A 20,992-nucleotide genomic window follows, 5' to 3' on the forward strand; every position below is an offset into this window, starting at 1 on the left:
TTAACCTAGGCGCACCCTTGTTGGTCTATACCAAATCCGGCGAGCGTGTCGCCGTCGCTCCGCCGACGCCCTCGCCGGCCGCTCCCCCACCCGAAAGGCACCGGCCGATGTCCTCCAGTCAGCACAGCACCACGTTGCGGCGACTCGCCCTCTCCGTCCTGCAGCCGGGTTTCGTGGGCACCGAGGCGCCGGACTGGGTGCTGCGGGACATCGGTGACGGGCTGGCCTCCGTCGTCCTCTTCTCGCGCAACATCGTCTCCCCCGAGCAGGTCGCCCGGCTCACCGAGCGCCTGCGGGCGGAGAACCCCGACCTGGTCGTCGCGATCGACGAGGAGGCCGGGGACGTCACCCGGATCGAGTCCGGGACCGGCTCCACCCGGCCGGGCAACCTCGCCCTCGGCACGGTCGACGACACCGGGCTGACCGAGGCCGTCGCCGCCGACCTGGGCGGCCAGTTGCGCGCCGCCGGGGTGAGCCTCGACTACGCGCCCAGCGCGGACGTCAACTCCAACCCGGACAACCCGATCATCGGCGTCCGGTCCTTCGGCTCCGACCCGGCGGTGGTCTCCCGGCACACCGCCGCGTGGATCCGCGGACTCCAGTCGTCCGGCGTGGCGGCCTGCGCCAAGCACTTCCCCGGCCACGGCGACGTCGCCGTCGACTCCCACCACGACCTGCCGGTCTACGGCGCCGACCGCGAGGAGATCGCCGCGCAGGCGCTGCCCCCGTTCCGCGCCGCCCTGGACGCGGGCGTCCGCGCCGTCATGAGCGGCCACCTCCTGGTGCCCGCGTACGACCCCGGTCTGCCCGCCACGCTGAGCCGGCGGATCCTGATCGACCTGCTCCGCGGGGAACTCGCATTCGACGGCCTGATCGTGAGCGACGCCATCGAGATGGGCGCGGTCTCCGGCCCCCACGGGATCGGCGGGGCCGCGGTGAAGGCGGTGGCCGCCGGTGTCGACGCCGTCTGCGTGGGCGGCGAGAGCGCCGAGGAGTCCACCGCCCGCCTCCTGACCGACGCCCTCGTGGACGCCGTGGTCCGCGGCGATCTCGCCGAGGAGCGGCTCGCGGAGGCGGCCTACCGCGTACGGTCGTTCGCGGACTGGTCGGCGGGGCTGCGCCGGGCCGCCTCCGCCGGCTCCGCCGACGGCGACATCGGGTTCGTCGCCGCCCGCCGCGCCCTCCGGCTGACCGGGGCCGTGGGCACCGCGCTGCCGCTGTCCGCGCCGCCGCACGTGGTGGAGCTGGTCCCCGCCACCAACCTGGCCATCGGCAAGGAGACCCCGTGGGGCGTCGCCGGCCCGCTGAGCGAGCGGCTGCCCGGGACCACCTCCGTCCGGCTGCGCCCGCAGGACCTGGGCGCGCCCGACGCCGCGCTGGAGACGCGCGCGCTGGGGGCGGCGGTGGGCCGGCCGCTGGTCGTCGTCACGCGGGACGCGCCGCGGCACGCGTGGATGAGCCGGGCCCTCGCGGACCTCACCACCGCGCGCCCCGACGCGATCGTCGTCGAGATGGGACTGCCGGGGAGCGCGGCGCCGGGGGCGGTGCAGATCTTCACTCACGGCGCGAGCACGGCGTCGGGGGTGGCCGCCGCGGAGGTCCTGGCGGGCGGACGCTGAGCCTCCCCGGTCGTACCCCGTCACCGTCTCTTCGACGGCCACGCCGGACGGGCCGAACGGCTCGTCCGGGCTCCCCAGCCCCTCGGTACGGCTCCTGAACCGATCGCCCTTGCGCGGGGTTGCCCCTCGCGGCCCCTCACCGCGGGCCGAGTCCGGCCAGCCGCTCCGCCACCTCCCCCGCGCCGGACGGCGGGACGCGCAGGGCGATGTGGTGGTCGGGCCGCACCAGCAGCAGGTCCCGCGCCGCCGGGTCCTCCTGGATCCGCAGCAACGTGCCGTACTCGTCGGCCAGTCGGCGGAGCTCCGGACCGCCGGGACCGCGCAGGGTGAACCACGGGCCGCCCTCGCCGCGCCGCACGCCGCCCGCGCGCTCGCCCGCGTCGGGGCCGCCCCAGGCCAGCGAGCTCCACGGGTAGCCGACGCGCAGCGTCGTGGTGTCCTCGGTGACGGCCGCCTCCGTGCCCACGCCCGCCCTGCGCACCCCCTCGCGTACCGCGCCCAGGCGCTCGTCGGTCAGCCGCAGGGTCCACGCGGCGACCGGCATGCGCTCCTCCTCGTAGGTGTCGAGCAGCGGCTCCGCCGCCTCGCCTCGGTGCACGAGCGCCAGCTTCCAGCCGAGGTTGAAGGCGTCCTGGATCCCGGTGTTCATGCCCAGGCCCCCGGCGATCGAGTGGACGTGCGCGGCGTCGCCGGCGAGGAGGACGCGGCCGACGCGGAACCGGTCGGCCATGCGGACACTGATGCGGTAGACCGAGGTCCAGCGCACGTCGGTCAGCCGGACGCCGGGCACGCGGGCGTGCCGGTCGAAGATCCGCTGGAAGGACTCCGGAGAGGGCGGCAGCACCGTGCCGTCGGCGTCGCGTTCGGGCGCGGCCTGGAGCTGCCAGTGGTCGCTGCCGCGGAAGGGGCAGAGCATGATGCCGCCGTCCTCGTCGAACCACTGGTGCCAGTAGGACGGGTCGAGCCCGTCGGCCCGTACGTCGCCGATCACCATGCACTCCTCGGCCTCGGTGGCGCCCTCGAAGGACAGGCCGAGGAGCTTGCGGACGGATCCGCGCCCGCCGTCGCAGCCGACGAGCCGCTCGGCCCGGATCCGCCGGCCGTCGGCGAGGGCGGCGGTCACCCCGTGCTCGTCCTGGACGAACCCGGTCAGCTCGGCGCCGAGTTCGACCTCGACTCCCAGCCGGGCGAGACGTCCGCGCAGGATCTCCTCGGTCCGCCACTGCGGGATGATCAGCCCGCTCGCGTACGGCGTGTCGGCCGTCGGGACGTTGTCCCCGAAGGTCACGTAGTCGCTGACCGGGACGCCGCCGCGGTACTTGCGCAGGGTGATGTGCTCGATGCCGGAGGCGGTGGCCTCCTCGCCCGCCCCCAGGTCCTCGAAGATCTCCCGGCTGCGCTGGTTGAGCCCCTTGCCCCGGGACTCCCGGTGGAATTCCGGCGCCTTCTCGACGACGCGGACGGCCACACCGGCACGCGCCAGCACGATGGCCAGCGTCAGCCCCGTGGGCCCGGCGCCGACGACGAGGACCGAGGTGTCCGGCGGAACGGTGGCGTGGGTCATGGCGGTTCCCTTCCCCTGCGTGCGCTGAGGCGGCGCCCGCTGTCCGCGCGCGCCGCCCTGCCATGAAAGCCCACCGCCACCAGAAAGGCAACTCGGTAATGTTTGATTCTTGGTAAATGATGAGGAGTCGCCCGGGGTGTCAGCGGCCGGCCAGTGTGGTCGGGCGTTCGGGTCGGTTTTCGGTCTCGGCGGCCAGCGCCGGACGGCCTGAATTCGCCGTTCCGACCGTTAGGTACACCTGCAGGGCGCCGGCCCAGACGAGGGCCGAGCCGAAGAGGTGGAGGACGACGGCCAGGGCGGGCAGGCCGCTCAGGGACTGCATCAGGCCGATGCCTCCCTGCGCCACGACGGTGATGAGCAGGAGCACGGTCTTCTGCCGGGCCAGGGCGCAGCCGCGCTTGGGCAGGACGGACAGCAGGTAGACCAGCAGGCCCAGGACGGCGGCGCCCAGCAGGCCGTGCAGAGTGGTGACGAACCTCCAGTTCAGGGGCATGCGGGGGACGTCAGACGAGTCACCCGCGTGCGGGCCGGTGCCCGTGGCGAGGGTGCCCACCAGGATGAGGAGGGCGTTGGCGGCGACCAGGGCGACGGTGGCGGGGCGGACGGCCGGCGGCATCGGCACCGCCGGTCTCGTCTCCTCGCCGTGCCGCCGGACCCGGTGCCAGGTGACCACCGCGGCCGTGAGCAGCAGCATCGCGGCGAGGAAGTGCGCGGCGACGATGTACGGGCTGAGCTTCATCCAGACGGTGAGCCCGCCGACCAGCGCGTTCAGGACGACGATCCAGAACTGCGCCCAGCCGCCGCGCAGCACCGAGGGCATCGGGGTGCGCTGCAGCCGCGCCGCGACGATGACCCAGCCCACGACGGCGCAGAGCACGCCGGTGAGCAGGCGGTTGCCGAACTCGATCGCACCGTGCATCCCCATCTCCGCGGTCGGGGCGAGGGTGCTGTCCGTGCAGGCCGGCCAGTCCGTGCAGCCCAGGCCGGAGCCCGTGACGCGGACGACGCCGCCGGTGACGACGATGCCGATACTGGCCACGACCGAAAGGAGTGTTGCCCATCGGACACTGCGGGGTGCGAGCGTATAGCGGTCCGCGAGCCAGGAGAGAGGTGTGCGCACGACGATCCCTTTCGTGCTCTGTGATACCTGGCCGTCAGCGTACGCGCGGGGTGGTGGCAAGGGTGCCGTTCCGGACACGCCCGGGTGGACGGGCGGTTGGACGGTCGCCGGGGTCCAGGCCGCCCCCTGGCGGCAGGATCCGCGGCCGTCCCCGGGCGAGGTCCGCGACCACCCCCGACGGGATCCACGACCGCCCGCGCGGTGCCCGCGGCGTGGCGCGGTCAGCCGTGGTCGTACACCGTCACCGATATCCCCCGGTCCGTCAGCCGCGCCCGTATCAGGGGCTCCATCCGCTCCCAGCGGCCGCCCGCCAGGCCGCAGCCGATGCGGGGCATGTGCACCGAGGCGCCGAGCCGGGCGGCCTCGTCCGCGAGCTTCGCCAGGGCCGCGTCGATCGCCTCGTAGCGCACGGGCACGCCGCCGCTGCCGCCGGTCCGTATGCCGTGCTGTCCGACCATGTTGGCGACCCACAACCACCGCTCCACCCGCACCATTCGCACCGCGCCGAGGCCGAAGTCGTTCTCGGCGCGGGCGCGGTGCCAGCGCCGGTACTCCCGCTCGGGCTCCGGCCAGCGGCGCGAGAGCGCCACGACGAACCCCTTGCCCCAGCCCCCCAGGTCGTTGCAGACGTGCGCGATCACCCGGGGCCCCTTGCCCTGCGGTGTCGTCGCGTCACCCCGTACGTATGCGATGTCCGTCCCCATGTCCGCAACGGTAGGGGGCACCACTGACAACCCGGTTCCGGCGCGGGCCGCCGAGGGGCCGGAACGGCCTCACACCGGTCGCGCCACCAGCCGCGGGTCGTACAGGGCCGCGGCCGCGGTACGGGCCTCGGCCGCGAGGGCGGACGCGTCGGTCTCGTCCGTCGCCCACCCGATGTATCCGTCCGGCCGGACCAGGACGGCGTTGACGCCGGCCCAGGCCGCGCGGTCCGGCGCGAGCGGGCACCGGCACCGGTCGATCCGGTCGTCGGCGTCCCCGAGGCCGTCGGTCCGGCCGAAGCCGACGAACGCCGGGCGGCCGTCCCGGAGTACGTCGAAGAGGGACCGGGTGTCCGAGAGCCGCAGGTTCGGCGCCCGGTGGCCCGTGAGGGGGTGCGCCCGGCCCGGCGGCGGGTAGCGCACGGACAGCCCGGAGAGGCGTTCGGCGAGCGCGTCGCGCAACTGCGGCCGCTCCGCGATCAGTTTCCCCAGCAGGGACCTCAGTGCGGCGCCCTGCGGCGAGAAGCCCATCATCAGCGCGGTCTGCGCCTGGGTGTGCTCGATGGTGTCGGCTCCCACCGGGCGGCGTTCGGAGTGGTAGGTGTCGAGCAGTTCGTCCGGCGCCCGGCCGTCGACGACCGCGGCCAGTTTCCAGCCGAGGTTCATCGCGTCCTGCACCCCCACGTTCAGGCCGACGCCGCCGGCCGGCATGTGCTGGTGCGCCGCGTCGCCGGCCAGCAGGAAGCGCCCCGCGCGATAACGCCTCGCCAGGCGGCTGGTGTTGCCGTAGCGGGACAGCCAGGACGGGTCGCGCATCCCGTAGTCCGTGCCCACCACGCGCCGGACCCGCTCGCGGAACTCCTCGAAGGCGAGCTCCCCCGGCCGGTCGGTACGGACGTCCTCGGGCGAGTGCATCACGATCCGGTGCCGGCCGTCGGGCAGCGGGACGGCGATGAGCGTGCCGTCCGTCGTCCACGCGCTCGCGACGGCGCCGGGCGGCGGGTCGTCGAGCACCACGTCGCCGAGCGTGCCGAGGGCGGTGTGCGGGGTCCCGTCGAACGCGACGCCCGCGCATCGGCGTACCAGGCTGCGCGTCCCGTCGCACCCGACCACGTACGCGGCCTCCAGGGTGTACGCGCCGTCCGGCCCCTCGACCGACAACGTGACCGCGGCGCCGGTCTCCGTACAGCCCGTCACCCGGTGCCCGCACCGCAGGTCCGCGCCCAGGGCCAGGGCGCGCCGCCGGAGCAGTTCCGTGGTGCGCGCCTGCGGGATCGTGAGCGTGAACGGGAAGTCGGTGTCCAGCTCCCGGAAGTCCAGGCGCTCGTCGAGCACGGCGAAATGCCCGCTGGGGATCCGGCCGCCCTCGGCCAGCAGTTCCCGGTGGGCGCCGCGGAGCGCCAGGGTCTCGATCGTCCGGGGGTGGACCGTCAGCGCCCGGGAGTGCGGATCGACTTCCGGCTCCCGCTCCAGGACCACCGTGGGGACGCCGGCCAGCCGCAACTCGCAGGCCAGCCACGACCCCGTCGGCCCGCCGCCGACGATGACGACGCTCTGTTCCATGGCTCCGCCTCTCTCACCGGGATCTCGGAAACACCGGATCTCTATCACCGACCAAGACCCGCTGGGCCAAGATATAATCGATCAGTGACCAAGAAGCAAGGGACGGCCGACCGCTCCAAGGTCGGCATCACGCTCGACCAGGTGGTCGGCGCGGCGTTCGACGTGCTCGACCGGGGCGGCATCGGCAAGCTCTCCACCCGGGCGATCGCGGCGGAGCTCGGCGTCAGCATGAACACCGTCATGTGGCACATCCGCAGCAAGGACCGGCTGCTGGACGCGATGGCCGAGGCCGTCGTCGGGGAGGTCGGGCTGGAGGGGCTGCCCGAGGAGTGGGAGGAGCGGGCGGCCGAACTGATGGGGCGGCTGCGCCGGGCGATGCTCGGGCACCGGGACGGCGCCTCGCTCGTCGCGGGCACGTTCCCCGCGGAGCCGCGGACCCTGGCCTTCGCCGACCGCCTGCTGACCGCCCTGCTGCGCGGCTGCCCCGACCGCAGGACGGCCGCGTGGACGGCCTGGAACCTGTTCTACTTCACCCTGGGCCTCGTCCAGGAGGAGCAGGCGGTGCCCGCCACCGGCGCCCGCGACCGGCTGCGCGCGGGCGTGGCGGACGCACGGCGGTTCCCGGGGCTGGGCGCGGCCCTCGAGGACTTCCTGTCCGTCGACTTCGAGGAGCGGTTCCGGTTCGGGATCGGGCAGATCCTCCGCGCCGCCGCGGTTCCGGCGGCGGCCGAGGGCCCGCCGGGTCAGGGCAGGGGCATCAGCCGGTAGAAGAGGGTCGCGACGAGCCGCCGGGCGAAGGCGGCGTCGAGCGGTCCGGGGCGGAAGAGGACGCGGTAGATCATCGGAGCCACCAGGTGGTCCATCACGGTCTCCGCGTCCGGTACGTGCTCGCCGCGCTCCGCCGCGCGGTTGAGGATCGACTCGACCTGGTCGTGCGCGAAACCGGAGCACTGGCCGGCTTTGGAGCCGTCCGGGTCGCCGGCGAGGGTGTCACGGATGTAGGAGCGGCCGGGCGGGGACGACATCTCCTCCAGGAAGGCGACGGCCCAGTGTTCCAGGTCGGCCCGCAGGTCGCCGTGGTCCGCCGGGGGCGCCTCCGGGCGCAGCCGTTCCACCGCGACGTCGGAGAGCAGTTCCTGGAGGTCGCCCCAGCGACGGTAGACGGTCGAGGGGGTCACCCCGGCCCGGGCCGCGACGAGCGGCACGGTCAGGGCGGCCCCCTCGGCCTGGAGTTCGCGTACGGCCCGGTGGACGGACTCCTGGACGCGGGCGCTGCGGCCCCCGGGGCGTACGGCGGGTCTGGGGCTCATGACCCCAGCTTAACGCGACATCATTGCGCGACGAGCCGGGCGGCGGCAGGTTCCGGCGCCAGGCCCGGCCGGTCCGTCCCGGCCCTCGGCCCGCTCTGTTCGAGGACGTGGCCCACGCCGAGGAGGGTCGCCTCGTCGAAGGGCCGCCCGATGAGCTGCATGCCGACCGGCAGCCCCTCGCCGTCGAGCCCGACGGGGAGGGAGAGGGCCGGCAGACCGGTGATGTTCGCCGGGGCGCACAGCCGTACATAGGCGTCGGCGACGGTCTCGGTGGAGCCGTCGGGCCAGGTCACGGTCTCCGTGTCGCGGGGTACGGCGGTGAGCGGGACGGTCGGCGCGGCGACGACGTCCACGGCGTCCGCGCCGTCGAAGAGGCGTGCCCACTCCTGCCGCATGAGGGCGCGGGCGCGCTGGGCCCGCAGGTAGTCGCCGGCCGGGACGAGCCGCCCGGCCTCCAGCAGCGGGTGGACGTCGGCGCCGTACAGCTCGGGCGACGAGCGGAGGGTCTCCTCGTGCACCGCGCTCGCCTCGGGCACCATCAGCCCCCACTGCGTGGCCTTGACGTGTTCGGCGAGGGGGATCTCGACGTCGACGAGGCGCGCCCCGAGGTCCCGCAGCCGGTCGATCGCCGCGCGGACCGCCTCCTCCACGGCGGGGTCCACCCGGTCGAAGTAGTGGTTGCCGGGGACGCCCACGCGCAACGAGGTGAAGTCCGGTCGCCGGTCCGGTACCGGGCGTCCCGTCAGGGCGGCGAGGACGAGGCCGGCGTCCCGGCTGGTGCGGGTCAGCGGGCCCACGTGGTCCAGCGACCAGGAGAGCGGGACCACCCCGTCGACGGGCACGAGCCCGTAGGTGGGCTTGAGTCCGACGACGCCGTTCAGCGCGGCGGGGACGCGGATGGAGCCGCCGGTGTCGGTGCCCAGCGCGAAGGTGGCCGCCCCCGCGGCGACGGCCACCGCCGAGCCGCCGCTGGAACCACCCGCCACCCGGTCCGGCGCCCAGGCGTTGCGGGTCTGCGGAGTGGTCAGCCCGTAGGCGAACTCGTGCGTGTGCGCCTTGCCCAGCAGCACCGCGCCGGCCTCCGCCAGGCGCGCGGCGACGGTGCTGTCCCGGTGTGCCGTGTGGTGCTCGCGGACCCGGGAGCCCGCGCGGGTGGGCGTGCCGGCCACGTCGATGAGGTCCTTGAGCGCCATCGGCACGCCGTGCAGCGGCCCGCGCCGCCGCCCGGCGGCCAGTTCGGCCGCCGCCCGGGCGGCGGCCTGCCGCGCGGTGCCGGCGAGGACCTCGGCGTAGGCGTTCAACTCCGGCTGGACGGCCTCGATCCGGTCGAGTACGGAGTCGGTGAGCTCCACCGGCGAGAGGTCCCCGGCCGCGACGGCGTCGGCCGCCTCGGCGAGCGTCAGCTCATACGGCCGCATCGGCGCGCTCTCCTTCCAGGGGACGGGCTTCCAGAGGGCGGGCTTCCGGTGCGACCGTGTCCGGCCGGTACGCGGCCGCGGGCCGGACGCCGTCGAGGTCGAGTGCGCGCAGGGATCCGAGGACGGACAGGACGTGGTCGGCCGTGGCCGCCACGGCGGCGGTTCTGCCGGCCGCCTCGGGCGGGCCGGGGTCCGGTGTGGTCATGACGTGCCTCCACCTTCCATGCAAAAGCTGATTCTTTGCGTTAGCGGCACCCTAGGCCCTAGGCTCCCCTTAAAGCAAAAATTCTGCGTTTGCAGCCCGGAGAGGATCCCGCCCATGCTCCGCCCCGATCCCGCCCCCGAACCGTCCCCTCAGCCGGCCGCCCCCACGTCGTGGCAGGTCGGCGACGTCCGCGTGCACCGTGTCGACGAGATCGCCCTTCCGCCGGAGACCGGCGCGTGGCTGCTGCCGGCCGCGACTCGGGACGTCGTCTCGGAAGTACCGTGGCTGCGGCCCGACTTCACCACGGCCGACCACGCTCCCCGGCTCGCCAGCCACACCTTCGCCTTCGAGGCGGGGGGCAAGCGGGTGCTCGTCGACACCGGCATCGGCAACGGCAAGACCCGTGCCAACCCGGCGTGGCACCAGCTCGACACCGGGTACCTCCGCCGGCTCACGGCGGCCGGTTTCCCGCCCGAGTCCGTGGACCTGGTCGTGCTGACCCATCTGCACACCGACCACGTCGGCTGGAACACCCGCCGGGCCGAGGACGGCTCCTGGGTGCCCACCTTCCCCAACGCCCGCTACGTCACCTCGCGTACGGAGTGGGACCACTGGGCCGGGCAGGCCGCCACCATGGAGGAGAGCCGCCGGCAGATGTTCCGCGACTCCGTCGACCCGATCCGGGACGCCGGGCTCCTCGACCTCGTCGACGTCCACGACGGCCCGGCCCCGCTCGCCCCCGGCCTCCGGCTGCTCCCGACGCCCGGGCACACGCCGGGCCACATCGCCGTCGAACTCCGCGCCGCCGGAGGGGCGGCCGTCATCACCGGGGACTGCGTCCACCACCCCGTCCAGCTGGCCCACCCCGGGATCGCCAGCTGCGTGGACACCGATCCCGCCCAGGCCGTCCGCACCCGCCGCGGCCTCCTCGCCTCCCTCGCCGGCGCGGAGACGCTCCTGCTGGGCACGCACTTCCCGCCGCCGACGGCGGGCCGCGTCACCGCCGAGGGGGACGGGTTCCGGCTCGTACCGGCGTCCTGAGACCGGCCGGAGTGAAGGCGGGTCGCCCCGGGCTCAGGACTGCGGTACCGCCTGGATGTCGAGTTCCACCCGGATCGTCGCACCGATCATCGCGATACCGCGCTGGATCATCGACTTCCAGTTCAGCGTGAAGTCCTCGCGGTGCAGCTCGGTCACGGCCGAGCAGGCGGCGCGGGTCTCTCCCATGATGCCGGTGCCGATGCCCAGGTAGCGGGTGTCGAGGGCGACGTTGCGGCTGACGCCGTGGAGGTTGAGCACACCCTGGACGGACCAGCGGGGGCCGCCGCGGTGGACGAAGCGCTCGCTGGTGAACTGCATGTACGGGTACTGGGCGACGCCCAGGAACTCGGCCGACCGCAGGTGCTCGTCCCGCTGCCGGACGCCGGTGTCGATGCTGGCCGTCTCGATCACCACGTCCAGCCGCGACTCCTCCATGCGGTCGCCGACCCACAGCGTCCCCTCGAACCCGTTGAAGCGGCCGTGCACTTGGGCGAGGCCGATGTGGCGGGCGGCGAAGCGCACGGCGGTGTGGTCCGGGTCGATGCGCCAGGCGCCCGGTGTGGGCAGGGTCGGCGCGGGGGCCGGCTCCATCGCGAACGGCTCGACGGTCGCGTGGGCGCCGGGGACGCAGGTGAAGGGGCGGCGGACCGGGCGGAACCCCTCGCACGTCACCGCGAGCACGTAGTCGCCCGGCGCCAGGGTGGCCGTGAACCGGCCGTGCGGGTCCGTCTGACCGGTCAGCACCTCCCGGCCGGACGCGTCGCGGACCGAGACGTCCGCGCGGTACAGCGGCAGTTGCACCGGATCCAGTACCTGGCAGTCCAGCCCTCCCGCGCCGTCCGGGAGCCGGACACCCCCCTGCCCCGACGAACCCTTCCACCGGCGCAACAGCACAAGAGCCATCCCCGCCACACCTTTCCCCTCAACACAACAACCGCCCCCAACACCACCACACCAAGCCACACCAGCGCAAAACGACCCATCAGGCCCTATCCGTACCATCGGTAACAGTGGTAGCCATCACGCTCATGGGGCGCCATCCGGTACAACCGGCCTTATCGGACCCGATCGCCCGGGAACCGGCCGGCCCGGCCGCCATGACGCCCCCTGCCCGCGCCCGCCTCAGTCCACCGTGGACAGCACCTTGAGCAGGGCCTCGATGACCCGCTCCTGGACGTCCCGGCGCAGCGACGGGTACATGGGCAGCGAGAAGATCTCCTCCGCGCACTCCTCCGTCGCGGGGAGGCGGACGTCGGCGGCGGCAGTGCCGGCGAAGCCCTTCATGGTGTGGACGGGCCAGCGGTAGCTGACGTTGAGCTCGATGTCGTGGGCGCGCAGGCGCTCCAGGATGAGGTCGCGCCGGGGGTGGCGGGCGACGTAGAGGTAGTAGACGTGGTCGTTCCCGGGGGCGATGTGGGGCAGGGTGAGCGAGGTGTCCTTCAGGGCCTCCCGGTAACGGTCGGCGATGGCCCGCCGGGCGGCGATGTAGTCGTCGAGCCGGCGCAGTTTGCGGCGCAGGATCTCGGCCTGCACCTCGTCGAGCCGGCTGTTGTGGGCGGGGAGCGTCTCGACGAAGTACCGCTCCTCCATGCCGTAGTAGCGCAGCCGCCGCAGCGCGCGGTCGACCTCCGCGCCGCCGGTGAGGACCGCTCCTCCGTCGCCGTAGGCGCCGAGCACCTTGGTCGGGTAGAAGGAGTAGGCGGCGGCGTCCCCGAACGTGCCGGCGAGCCTGCCGTTCCGGCGGGCGCCGTGGGCCTGGGCGCAGTCCTCCACGACCGCCAGTCCGTGGGCGCGGGCGACCTCCCCGATCTCCTCCATGGCGGCGCACTGGCCGTACAGGTGGACCGGGACGACGCAGCGGGTGCGGGGGGTCACGGCGGCGGCCAGGGCCGCCGGGTCCATGAGGTAGGTCGCCGGGTCGATGTCGACGAACCGCACGTCCGCCCCGGTGCCGGCGATGGCGACGACGGTGGGCGCGGCCGTGTTGGACACGGTGATCACCTCGTCGCCGGGGCCGACGCCGAGCGCCTGGAGGGCGAGCTTCACCGCGTTCGTCCCGTTGTCGACGCCGACGCAGTGGCCGATGCCGTGGTAGGCGGCGAACTCGGTCTCGAAGTCCCGCACGCTGGGCCCCAGCACCAGGCGTCCGGAGGAGAACACCGTGTCCACGGCGTCGAGGATCTCCGCGCGTTCGGCCTCGTACTCATCGCCGTAGGCCCATACCAGCACGCTCATGCACATCCCACCTCGGGTCGAAGACGGACAGTCGAAGGCGAACAGTCGAAGACGGACATTCGGATGACGCGGTCGTACCAGGGCGCCGACTACCGCTCCGGCGCGAGGACTTCACCCGTGGCGGCGTCGCGGACGGTGATCGCCTCCATCGGGCAGGTGTCGGCGGCGTCGGCCACGCTGGGGTCGGGGTCGACGACCTCCGCGACCGGCCGGGCCCTGCCGTTGTCCAGGCGCATGTGCCGGGAGGCGGTCCCCAGGCACAGGCCGGTGCCGGCGCAGACGTTCCGGTCCACCTCGATGCGCCAGCGGCCGGCGGTGGCGGCCGGTCCGGGGGCCGCGGGGCGGTCCTGTGGCGGGACGTCGGGCGCGGTGCGGGGCTCGGGCATTCTCTTCTCCTCGGGGCGGGCGGGGCGCGGGCGGGGCGCGGGCGGTGGGACGGTGGTACGGGCTCGGCGACCGCGGCTCAGGGCCGCGGTCCGGGCCCCTCCGGCGCGTCCACGGTGTGCCGGTAGAGGGCGTCCACGGTGCGTTCCAGCGCCTGGTCCAGGGTCAGGCGCGGCTGCCAGCCGGTGACGCCGCGGAACGCGGACGCGTCGATCTCGACGCTGTGGAAGTCGGCCAGTTCGGCGTATTCGGGCGGGTCGACGGTGAGGACGGAGACCGGCGGGCGGCCGGTGCGTTCCGCGACGAGGTCGGCGATCCGGCGGAAGACGGCGCCCAGCGGTTCGCCGTGGCCGCTGCCGATCAGCCAGTGCCGGCCGACGAGTTCGTGCCCGTGCTCCAGGGCCGCCGCGAAGGCGCGGGCGACGTCGTCGACGTGCAGCAGGTCGCGGAGGACGGTGCCGTCGTGCCACATGGTGATGGGCTCGCCGGCCAGGGCGCGCTTGGTCATGGCGGCCACGACGCCCTTGGAGGTGGTGCGGCCGGGCGCGCAGCCGATGACGGTGGGCAGGCGCAGGGTGATCCCGTGGACGTCGCCCGCCCGGGTCGCCTGTTCCAGCACCCGTTGCGCGGCGAGTTTCTGCCGGTCGTAGGCGCCCTGCGGCTCGTCGGGCTCGGAGCCGTCGATGCGCGGGGCGGCGGTCAGGCCGACCTGGCTGGCCGCCCCGGCGTAGATCACGGTGACCGGACGGCCGCCGGGGCCCGGGCGGAGGACGTCGGTGAGGTGCCGCATGGTGCCGACGTTGACGCGCTCGGCGACCGGGTCCGCGCCCCGCCAGTTGATGTCGCCCGACAGGTCGGCCAGCAGGTGGACGACGACGTCGGAGCCGTCGACCGCGGCGGCGAGGGCCGCCGGGTCGGTGGCGTCGGCGGTGCGCAGTTCGACGTCCTTGGCGTCGGCGACGGCGGCCGGGGGGCGGTGTCCTCGGGTGACGAGGCGCAGCCGGACCGGCCGCCGGACGAACTCGGCCGCGACGGCGGAGCCGATGAACCCCGAGGCGCCGAGCACGGTCACCAGCGGGCGCTTGCCGTCCTGGGCGTTCACGCGCCGCTCCCTTCACGGCGGTCGCCCGGGTACGCGCCGTAGAGGGCGGCCTCGATCTCCAGCGACTTCTCGTAGTCCGGCAGCATGCCCCGCTCGGCGGACTCGTCCAGGGTGAGGGCGACCCGGTCGCGGTCGGACAGGATCACGTCCTCGGTGGGGACGGGGAGGTTCAGCGCCGGGTCGTGTATGGAGACGGCCTGTTCGTGGGCGGCGGTGTAGGGGACGGAGAGGAGGTACGTCATCACCGTGTCCTCCAGGGCCACGAAGGCGTGGCCGACCCCGACGGGGAGGTAGACGGCGCTGGGGTGTTCGGCGGTGAGCACCACCGACTCCCACACCCCGAAGGTGGGGGATCCGACGCGTACGTCCACCACGATGTCCAGCGCCCTGCCCTGGGAGCAGTGGACGTACTTGGCCCCTCCCGGCGGGGTCGTGGTGTAGTGGACGCCCCGGACGACCCCGCGGCGGGAGCGGCTGTGGTTGGTCTGCCGGACGGGGAACAGGCCGTGCCCGGTGGCCTTGGTGAAGGGCTCCTCCTGGAAGGGCGAGGCGAGGTGGCCGCGTTCGTCGGGGAAGTTGTCCGGGACGCAGTGGAAGGCGCCGGCGATCCTCAGTTCACGTACGTCCATGAAGGAGCCTTTCGGTAGGGGGCGCCGTCGGGGAGCCGGCGGCGGCCGACGGCATGAGGGAGAAGGGATGGGGAACGGGTCCGGGAGGGCCGACGGCGAGAAGGCGCTCCATGGCCGGTTCGCGGCGAACCGGCACCGGGGCAGGGGGGACGGAAGCTCCCTGCCGCCGCGTACCGAAACGATGCGCCCGCGGGGCCGTTCAAGGAAAGCGGCGTTCGAGCCCGGGGCGCGTCCGGCCCCGCCGCGCGCCTCGCCGGCGGGCGGTGTTCCGCGGCCGGCCCCGCCCGCGGCGGCCGCGGCCGAGCACGGTACGGTGACCTGCCGAAAGTTCCTTCGCGGAGCGCGACTTGCCGGTGTTCAACCGGGCAGGAGCCACGGTTGAACGGCCACCGGTGCGGCAGCGGCACCGAGTTGGGCCGTGTCCGTCGCGGGCGCTCCTCTCCCCGGCCTTCCCCACCGGCGCCCGCGACAAGCACAACCAACGCGCCCGGGAGCCGAAAGGCAAGACGGGGAACCGGCCTTCGGTCTCCGGGGCACGTGTGGCCCCGCCGTGCCGCGGGGGCGCCAGAGGCGTGGCGCGGACGGCGCGGGAAGCGGCCGTATCCGGACGTCCGCCGGGGCGTACCGGCGTGCCATCCTGGCCTGCGGGAGGGGGAAGCCTCCGGGGCACCGGCCGCCGGACCGGACGCCGTACGGGCCGGGTCCGTTCCCCGCCGCCGTCCGGGAACCGGCGTGCCCCTCCGGCCGACTTCCTCAGGGCGGTGTCCTTCCCCCGACGAGACCGGGAGCCCCCGGAATCCGGCCCGGCCGGGGAGTCCCACCGCGAACGATCGTCCGACCACCGGGGCGCGGGCCGCGCCGGTGGCGGGGCACGGGTGCGAGCGCCCTCGACACCCGGTTCCGGTCAACGGCGGCCTCACGGCCTCGGAGGGGAAACGATGCGGCACGGTACGCAGGAACTGCCGGAGGGGACGCGGCCCCCGGCCGAGGACGGACGGCCCCGGTGGGTGCTGGTCGGCATCGCCGGAGTGCTCTCGTTCGTGGCCATGCTCGACATGAACATCGTCAACGTCTCACTGGCCGACATCGCCCACGACCTGCGGGTCTCCCCCTCCATGGCGCAGTGGACGGTACTCGGCTACCAACTGTCCGTCGTCGCGCTGCTGTTGCCGGCCGGCCGCTGGCTGGACCTGAGCGGCGGCGGGACGGGCACGGGGCTGCGGCCGGCGGTCCTGACGGCCACGTCCGGGTTCGCCCTCTGCGGTCTGCTCTCCGCGGCGTCGCCCTGGATGCCGATGCTGGCCACCGCGCGCGTGCTCCAAGGGGCGTTCGCCGCCGTGCTGTTCGTCCTGATGCCCGTGCTGGCGGCCCGGTCCGTGCCGCCGCACCTGCGCGGCCGGGCCATGAGCGTCCCGGCGACCCTGGGCCCCCTCGGGGCCGTCACCGGACCGGCCGTGGGCGGTGTCCTGCTCGACGCCTTCGGGTGGCGTGCCGTGTTCCTCGTCAAGCTGCCGTTCTGCCTCGCGGCCCTGCTGGTGGCGCGCCGGGCGCTGCCCGCCCGGGGCCGTCTCGTCGCGCCCGACCGCCGGCTGCTGGCGGACGCCGCGCTCGTCGGCGGCGCGATCACCGCGCTGCTGCTCGCCCTGACCCTCGCCCCCTCCTCCCCCGCCTGGCTCCTGCTGGCGCTCGCCGGCCTGCCGCCCGCGGTGCGGTGGCTGCGCGGGCCGGGCGCCCGGCCGGTGGTGGACGTCGTGCGTGCCTCGGGTACGCAGGGTGTCTACGGGGCGGTGTTCGCGCTCGCGTGCGGCTTCGGTGCCATGCACTACGTCGTGGCCCTGCGGCTGCAGGACGACAGCGGGCTGTCGGCGACGGCCACCGGCCTGACCGTCCTCGCGTTCCCGCTCGCCATGGGCGTGGCCGGGCCCTTGGGCGGACGCCTCGCCGACCGCTACGGCCACCGGCCGACCGCCGTCGCCGGCGCCGCCCTCACCACCTTCGGCCTCTTCCTGCTCACCCTCCTCGGCGACCACGACTGGTCCTCGGGCGACATCGTCTGGCGGCTCGCCATAGCCGGGGCCGGCATGGGCCTGTACGGCGGGCCCACGCAGGCCCTGGTGATGAACGCGGCGCCCCCGAAGGCCGCCGGAACGGCAGGCTCCGCCGTTCAGCTCTCCCGCAACCTCGGCTTCACCTTCGGCCCCGCCCTGGCCTCCGCCACCTGGGGCCTCACCGACTCCCCCACCGGCGCCCGCTACGCCCTCGCCGTCGCCGCGGCGGCGGCCGCCTTCGCCTGCGCCCTGCTGGTCGTACGACGCAACACGGCAGGCGAGACGGAGGGAGCGGCGCCCCCCAGCCCGTCCGGCGTTTGAGGACAACCACGCGAAGCGTGGTTTCAGGGGGTCGGGGGGCTCCGCCCCCAGGAAACGGCGATAGCGAGGGGCCGGGGCAACCCTCACCTACCGGTACGAAGCCGAGCGTCACTCGTAGTGCACCACGGCCTCCCACGCCGCCGCCCGCACGTCCCCGTCCTCGTGCCGCCGCAACTCACGCAGCAGGACCCGCCACTCCTCGGGCCACCCCAGCCGCCGCCCCTGACCGGCCACCAGGGCGACGGCCAGCAGCCCGCCCGGCACGCCGTCGGCGGCGGCCGAGTGCCGCGCCGCGGCCAGGAAGACCGCCGGGTCCGGCGGCGTCGCGCCGGCGATCTGGCGCTCCAGGTAGCCGGCCGTGCGGCAGGCGAGCCCGGGTCGGCCTCGGAGCGCGTCGGCCAGCGCGGACAACCGCGCGCACAGGCCGGGGAGTTCGTGTTCCCGGTCCACCAGGCCGCGCAGCAGGCCGGCGCGGGCCTCGGCGAACGCGGGCTCGCCGGCCAGCTGGGCGGCCACCGCCTCCAGGACGGGGACGAGCCCGGGATCCGGGCGGTGGGGCACGCCCTGCAGTAGTCGGTCCAGCCGCTGGCGGGCGGGAAGGTCGCGGTCCGGGCAGGCGTCGTATTCCGCGCGCCGGACGGCGGTGAGGAGCTCGCCGATCGTGTCGTGGAGCAGACTGCCGGGCGCGGCGCCTCCGACGGGGTGGGGCAGTCCGGAGACGGCCAGGGAAGCCAGCGCCCGGGCCGCCTCGAGCCAGCCCACACGAACGTCGAAGTCGGTGACGGTCTCGCGGAGCACGGCAACGGCCCCGGGAGCGTAGGGGGCCCAGTCGGCCAGCGAGCCGAGCGCCGCCTCACGGACCTCGGGGTCCTCCGTGGAGCACACGCCGGCGACCAGCCGCGCGTACCGGGCGCGGTGCGCGGCGGGCAGTCGCCAGGGCACGGCGGCCAGGAGCGCCTGCCGGACCTGCGGCGCCCCGCGGCCGGCGTCGTCGAGCACGGCCCACGCGTCCGGTGCGCCGGGCAGCCGCGCCGCCGAGGCGACGACCGCGGCCCGGACGTCGGGATGCTGGTCCGGTATCCGGTAGGTGGCGGCCAGGAGCGCCGCGGCGCGCGGTGCCGGCAGGAACCGGGCCGCGAGCCGGACGGCCTCCTTGCGGCTGGTCACCTTCGCGTCCGGCTGCCGCAGGAGCACGTCCTCCAGCCGGCGGGCCAGCTCGGACGGTGTGACGGACCGCGCGGCCCGGCCGGCCGCGTACACGGCCACCCGGGCGCGGTCGCCGCCCGCGTGGCCGAGCAGGGTGCCGAGGGTCTCCCCGGGCCGGCCGCCGCGGGGCAGCGCGGCCAGCGCGGCCTCGGCCAGGAGCACGTCCGGCGCATGCAGTTGATCGACCACCAGCCGGTGGCCGGCGGGCAGTCCGGCGACCGTGCGCAGGGCTGCGGCGCGCTCGGGCAGCGGCCGGGACGCGTCCGTGACGACCGCGCGCGCCACCCGGACGACCGCCTCCTGCTGGCGGGGCAGCAGCCGGTCGCCGTGGCGGGGGCCTGGCAGGGGGCGGTCGGCGCCCGGGGGCAGGAAGCGGCCGTACGGCGGCCGGTCGCCGAGGAGGCCGTCGAGCAGGTCCGTCCGGCGCGCGGCGAGGACGTCCAGGACGGGCGGGAGGGCGGCGGCGGAGGGCTCGCGTTCCAGGACGCGGGCGACGCGTTCGTCGCGGGTCGCGGGCGGTTCCAGCCACAGCCGGACCGCCGTCGTGAACGCCCCGTCGTCACCGGTGCCGAGGGCGTCCTCCAGCATGCTCTGCAGCGCGGGCATCCGGTGGGCCCGCCGTCCGAGGGCGGCGGTGAACGCGAACAGCAGCCGGTGGTCCGCCTTTTCGTGGGCGGCTTCCAGCCAGGGGCGCAGCACCTCGAAGAGCCGGTGCTCCTGGCCGCGCCGCAGGGTGCGGTGCAGCGGCCCGAAGTCCTGGTCGCCCATGTGTCCGGTGATGCGTTCGAAGGCGTGCAGCGCCCACTGGAGGAGGGCCGGCCGGGTGCCGTCGTCCGTACCGTGCTCGACGAGCAGGCCGGCGGCGAGCCGGCGCAGCGCGTCCCGGGTGGCGGCCGAGGCGTCCCGGGCGCCGAGGGCGTCCAGCAGGATCCGGTCGAGGAACGCGGTGTCCTCGTCGGCGAACCGGGCGGGGTGGAGGTCCGCGAGGGCGCCGAGGGCGTCGGCGCGTACGGGATCCCGCTCGTTGCGCAGCCGCCGCGTCATGAGCTCCAGCACTTCCGCCATCCCGGCCCGTCCCCCGTCGCGTCCCGCGCAGGCGACCAGCAGCGGCCAGACGGCCGCGCGGTCGCCCGCGTCGGGGCGGTCGAGCGCGGCGAGCAGGTGGGGCCGCGCCTCGTCGAAGGGGCCGTGCGCACGGGTGTCCAGGAGGTCCAGCCAGAACATCTGCTCCACGTCCGGCTCGGCGAGGGACCTCCGGACCTCGGCCCAGCGGCGCTCGCGCGGGAGGAGGTCGAGGTCGCCGAAGGGCACCCGGCCGGGCTCGTCGGCCGCCGTGACCTCGGCGAGGAACGCGCCGCGGCGGCTCGGCGGCACCGCCTTGACCAGGGCCGTCAGGTGCGGCGTGCTTCTCGTCCAGTGGCGGCCCAGCTGGGGGAGGGACGGCGGATCGGCCCGCACCAGCGCCCGGAACGCCCCGGACGGCAGATGGGGTTCGTAGCGCGGGTGGTCCCGCTCCGGTGCGAGGAGCCAGCGGACGAAGCGCTCGGCGTCCGCGGCGACGAGGGCGCGGGCGGACCGGCGGAGGCAGTGGGGCAGGGTGCCGGGCCCATGGCGTTCCAGCAGGGTCAGTACCCGCTCCGGGTGGGTGGCCGTGGTGACGGCCAGGGCGCCGTCGTGCCGCTGCCACCAGTCGGTGCGCCCGGTGCCCCGGGGGCGTTCGGCGAGGTCCCGTTCGGCCTGGTCGAGGAAGGGGCCGGGGTGGCGGCGGGCCAGGCGCACCGGTGCCGTGACGGCGTGCGCGAGGCCGGGCAGCGCGGCGGCCACGAACGACGGCGAGCAGCCGGGGAGCAGCCGGGCCGCTTCCGCGTCGTCCCCTTGTTCGCGGAGGCGGGTCACCAGCCGTTCGGTGAGGCGCGGGCGGTCCCCGGCCCACAGGAAGCGGGCGATCCGGTCGCGGGTCGCGGCGGACGCGTCCTCGTGCGCCGTCTCGATCGCGGCGTCCGGCAGCGGCAGGGCCCGGGCGCCCCGGAGCGCGTAGCCGGCGACGACGGGGTCCGGGTCGGCGAGGCGCGCGGCGAGGAAGTGCTCCTGGCGGCCGACCAGGGCGGCCAGGGCCGCGAGCCGGCGCTCGTAGTCGCCGCGGCCGTCCAGTTCGTCCAGTACGGCGGTGAGCGTGCCCCGCTCGACGAGACCCGGCACGCTCAGGGCCAGCCGCCGCAGCCGGTGGTGGTGCGGGAGGGGGTCGAGAACGGCGAGCAGCGCGTCGGCGGTGTGGACCATGACGCGAAGTGTGCCTGGTCAGGGCCGTTTCCGGCCAATGGATTAACGGATGAGCGGATGAAGGGATGACGGACGGCCGGGGCCCCGGGGAACGTTCCCCTCAGCCGCCGTCATGTTCCTCGGTGGTCCCGGGAACCATCCGGCCCCCCGTGAGCGTCATCCGGTCACAGGCGTAACCTTCGTACCGGGATGAAACGGTGGCCTTCGTTCCGCCCGCGTCTCCGTCCGGTCACGGTGGAGGTTCCG

General features: G+C 75.0%; 17 protein-coding genes. 4 read left to right on the top strand and 13 right to left on the bottom strand.

Translation table 11 applies throughout. From position 1 onward, the window contains the following. Positions 1-107: 107 nt before the first annotated feature. Entirely contained in the window at positions 108-1,619 is a 1,512-nt protein-coding gene (locus tag J7W19_RS00775; RefSeq protein ID WP_004940587.1) for a glycoside hydrolase family 3 protein, read from the top strand. A gap of 136 nt (positions 1,620-1,755) precedes the next feature. On the opposite strand, the gene J7W19_RS00780 is transcribed toward J7W19_RS00775, so the two are convergent. The 4 genes from J7W19_RS00780 to J7W19_RS00795 all read right to left on the bottom strand — a co-directional run bounded on the left by J7W19_RS00780 (position 1,756) and on the right by J7W19_RS00795 (position 6,567). After that, complete coding sequence (locus J7W19_RS00780; protein WP_004940591.1) at positions 1,756-3,183, bottom strand: FAD-dependent monooxygenase; 1,428 nt, start codon at positions 3,181-3,183, stop codon at positions 1,756-1,758. A gap of 139 nt (positions 3,184-3,322) precedes the next feature. Next, positions 3,323-4,381, bottom strand: a complete 1,059-nt coding sequence (locus J7W19_RS00785) for a COX15/CtaA family protein (RefSeq protein ID WP_325176050.1) — start codon at positions 4,379-4,381, stop codon at positions 3,323-3,325. A gap of 143 nt (positions 4,382-4,524) precedes the next feature. Continuing rightward, a complete protein-coding gene (locus J7W19_RS00790; protein ID WP_040888201.1) occupies positions 4,525-5,007 on the bottom strand; it encodes a macro domain-containing protein in 483 nt (160 codons plus the stop codon). 69 nt (positions 5,008-5,076) lie between these two features. Continuing rightward, positions 5,077-6,567, bottom strand: a complete 1,491-nt coding sequence (locus J7W19_RS00795) for an FAD-dependent monooxygenase (protein WP_004940604.1) — start codon at positions 6,565-6,567, stop codon at positions 5,077-5,079. 84 nt (positions 6,568-6,651) lie between these two features. Here J7W19_RS00795 and J7W19_RS00800 point away from each other — a divergent pair, with 84 nt between their 5' ends. Further along, positions 6,652-7,335 carry a TetR/AcrR family transcriptional regulator C-terminal domain-containing protein gene (locus J7W19_RS00800; protein WP_004940606.1) on the top strand — a complete coding sequence of 228 codons (684 nt, stop codon included), beginning with the start codon at positions 6,652-6,654 and terminating at the stop codon, positions 7,333-7,335. On the opposite strand, the gene J7W19_RS00805 is transcribed toward J7W19_RS00800, so the two are convergent. Genes J7W19_RS00805 through J7W19_RS00815 form a run of 3 tightly spaced genes read right to left on the bottom strand, consistent with a single transcriptional unit; the run spans position 7,311 to position 9,500 of the window. After that, positions 7,311-7,877: a TetR/AcrR family transcriptional regulator gene (locus tag J7W19_RS00805; protein ID WP_004940609.1), complete on the bottom strand. Its 567-nt coding sequence runs from the start codon at positions 7,875-7,877 to the stop codon at positions 7,311-7,313. The two genes, J7W19_RS00800 and J7W19_RS00805, sit on opposite strands and share 25 nt — an antisense overlap. Positions 7,878-7,897: 20 nt before the next feature. Beyond that, entirely contained in the window at positions 7,898-9,295 is a 1,398-nt protein-coding gene (locus tag J7W19_RS00810; protein WP_004940612.1) for an amidase, read from the bottom strand. Continuing rightward, positions 9,282-9,500 carry a hypothetical protein gene (locus J7W19_RS00815; protein WP_004940614.1) on the bottom strand — a complete coding sequence of 73 codons (219 nt, stop codon included), beginning with the start codon at positions 9,498-9,500 and terminating at the stop codon, positions 9,282-9,284. Before J7W19_RS00815 ends, J7W19_RS00810 begins: the two co-directional genes overlap by 14 nt. Positions 9,501-9,614: 114 nt before the next feature. Between J7W19_RS00815 and J7W19_RS00820 the strand changes: the two genes are divergently transcribed. Continuing rightward, positions 9,615-10,541: an MBL fold metallo-hydrolase gene (locus J7W19_RS00820; RefSeq protein WP_004940617.1), complete on the top strand. Its 927-nt coding sequence runs from the start codon at positions 9,615-9,617 to the stop codon at positions 10,539-10,541. A 33-nt stretch (positions 10,542-10,574) separates the two neighbouring features. Here the strand turns inward: J7W19_RS00820 and J7W19_RS00825 are convergent, their stop codons facing one another. The 5 genes from J7W19_RS00825 to J7W19_RS00845 form a co-directional block, all read right to left on the bottom strand. Further along, positions 10,575-11,444, bottom strand: a complete 870-nt coding sequence (locus J7W19_RS00825; RefSeq protein ID WP_040888205.1) for a YceI family protein — start codon at positions 11,442-11,444, stop codon at positions 10,575-10,577. A gap of 219 nt (positions 11,445-11,663) precedes the next feature. Further along, positions 11,664-12,776, bottom strand: coding sequence for a DegT/DnrJ/EryC1/StrS family aminotransferase (locus tag J7W19_RS00830; protein ID WP_004940622.1), 1,113 nt, complete (start codon positions 12,774-12,776; stop codon positions 11,664-11,666). 89 nt (positions 12,777-12,865) lie between these two features. Further along, positions 12,866-13,162 (bottom strand): ferredoxin, encoded by a 297-nt coding sequence (locus tag J7W19_RS00835; protein WP_004940624.1) that lies wholly within the window; start codon positions 13,160-13,162, stop codon positions 12,866-12,868. 77 nt (positions 13,163-13,239) lie between these two features. Next, positions 13,240-14,262 carry an NAD-dependent epimerase/dehydratase family protein gene (locus J7W19_RS00840; protein ID WP_004940627.1) on the bottom strand — a complete coding sequence of 341 codons (1,023 nt, stop codon included), beginning with the start codon at positions 14,260-14,262 and terminating at the stop codon, positions 13,240-13,242. Beyond that, complete coding sequence (locus J7W19_RS00845) at positions 14,259-14,891, bottom strand: dTDP-4-dehydrorhamnose 3,5-epimerase family protein (protein WP_004940629.1); 633 nt, start codon at positions 14,889-14,891, stop codon at positions 14,259-14,261. The genes J7W19_RS00840 and J7W19_RS00845 overlap by 4 nt, the downstream gene beginning before the upstream one ends. Before the next feature lie 938 nt (positions 14,892-15,829). Here J7W19_RS00845 and J7W19_RS00850 point away from each other — a divergent pair. Further along, the gene (locus tag J7W19_RS00850; RefSeq protein WP_004940631.1) at positions 15,830-17,260 is read left to right on the top strand and encodes an MFS transporter; all 1,431 of its coding nucleotides are present in this window, start codon (positions 15,830-15,832) and stop codon (positions 17,258-17,260) included. 108 nt (positions 17,261-17,368) lie between these two features. Here the strand turns inward: J7W19_RS00850 and J7W19_RS00855 are convergent, their stop codons facing one another. Continuing rightward, the gene (locus J7W19_RS00855) at positions 17,369-20,746 is read right to left on the bottom strand and encodes a hypothetical protein (protein WP_004940633.1); all 3,378 of its coding nucleotides are present in this window, start codon (positions 20,744-20,746) and stop codon (positions 17,369-17,371) included. Positions 20,747-20,992: the final 246 nt, after the last annotated feature.

Source organism: Streptomyces mobaraensis NBRC 13819 = DSM 40847, from assembly GCF_017916255.1.
Classification (GTDB): Bacteria; Actinomycetota; Actinomycetes; order Streptomycetales; family Streptomycetaceae; genus Streptomyces; species Streptomyces mobaraensis.

Bases quoted from the DNA above. Each gene is read 5' to 3' on its own strand.
- J7W19_RS00775 (WP_004940587.1), top strand. From the start codon at position 108: ATGTCCTCCAGTCAGCACAGCACCACGTTGCGGCGACTCGCCCTCTCC.
- J7W19_RS00780 (WP_004940591.1), bottom strand. From the start codon at position 3,183: ATGACCCACGCCACCGTTCCGCCGGACACCTCGGTCCTCGTCGTCGGC.
- J7W19_RS00790 (WP_040888201.1), bottom strand. From the start codon at position 5,007: ATGGGGACGGACATCGCATACGTACGGGGTGACGCGACGACACCGCAG.
- J7W19_RS00795 (WP_004940604.1), bottom strand. From the start codon at position 6,567: ATGGAACAGAGCGTCGTCATCGTCGGCGGCGGGCCGACGGGGTCGTGG.
- J7W19_RS00805 (WP_004940609.1), bottom strand. From the start codon at position 7,877: ATGAGCCCCAGACCCGCCGTACGCCCCGGGGGCCGCAGCGCCCGCGTC.
- J7W19_RS00810 (WP_004940612.1), bottom strand. From the start codon at position 9,295: ATGCGGCCGTATGAGCTGACGCTCGCCGAGGCGGCCGACGCCGTCGCG.
- J7W19_RS00815 (WP_004940614.1), bottom strand. From the start codon at position 9,500: ATGACCACACCGGACCCCGGCCCGCCCGAGGCGGCCGGCAGAACCGCC.
- J7W19_RS00820 (WP_004940617.1), top strand. From the start codon at position 9,615: ATGCTCCGCCCCGATCCCGCCCCCGAACCGTCCCCTCAGCCGGCCGCC.
- J7W19_RS00825 (WP_040888205.1), bottom strand. From the start codon at position 11,444: ATGGCTCTTGTGCTGTTGCGCCGGTGGAAGGGTTCGTCGGGGCAGGGG.
- J7W19_RS00830 (WP_004940622.1), bottom strand. From the start codon at position 12,776: ATGAGCGTGCTGGTATGGGCCTACGGCGATGAGTACGAGGCCGAACGC.
- J7W19_RS00835 (WP_004940624.1), bottom strand. From the start codon at position 13,162: ATGCCCGAGCCCCGCACCGCGCCCGACGTCCCGCCACAGGACCGCCCC.
- J7W19_RS00845 (WP_004940629.1), bottom strand. From the start codon at position 14,891: ATGGACGTACGTGAACTGAGGATCGCCGGCGCCTTCCACTGCGTCCCG.
- J7W19_RS00850 (WP_004940631.1), top strand. From the start codon at position 15,830: ATGCGGCACGGTACGCAGGAACTGCCGGAGGGGACGCGGCCCCCGGCC.
- J7W19_RS00855 (WP_004940633.1), bottom strand. From the start codon at position 20,746: ATGGTCCACACCGCCGACGCGCTGCTCGCCGTTCTCGACCCCCTCCCG.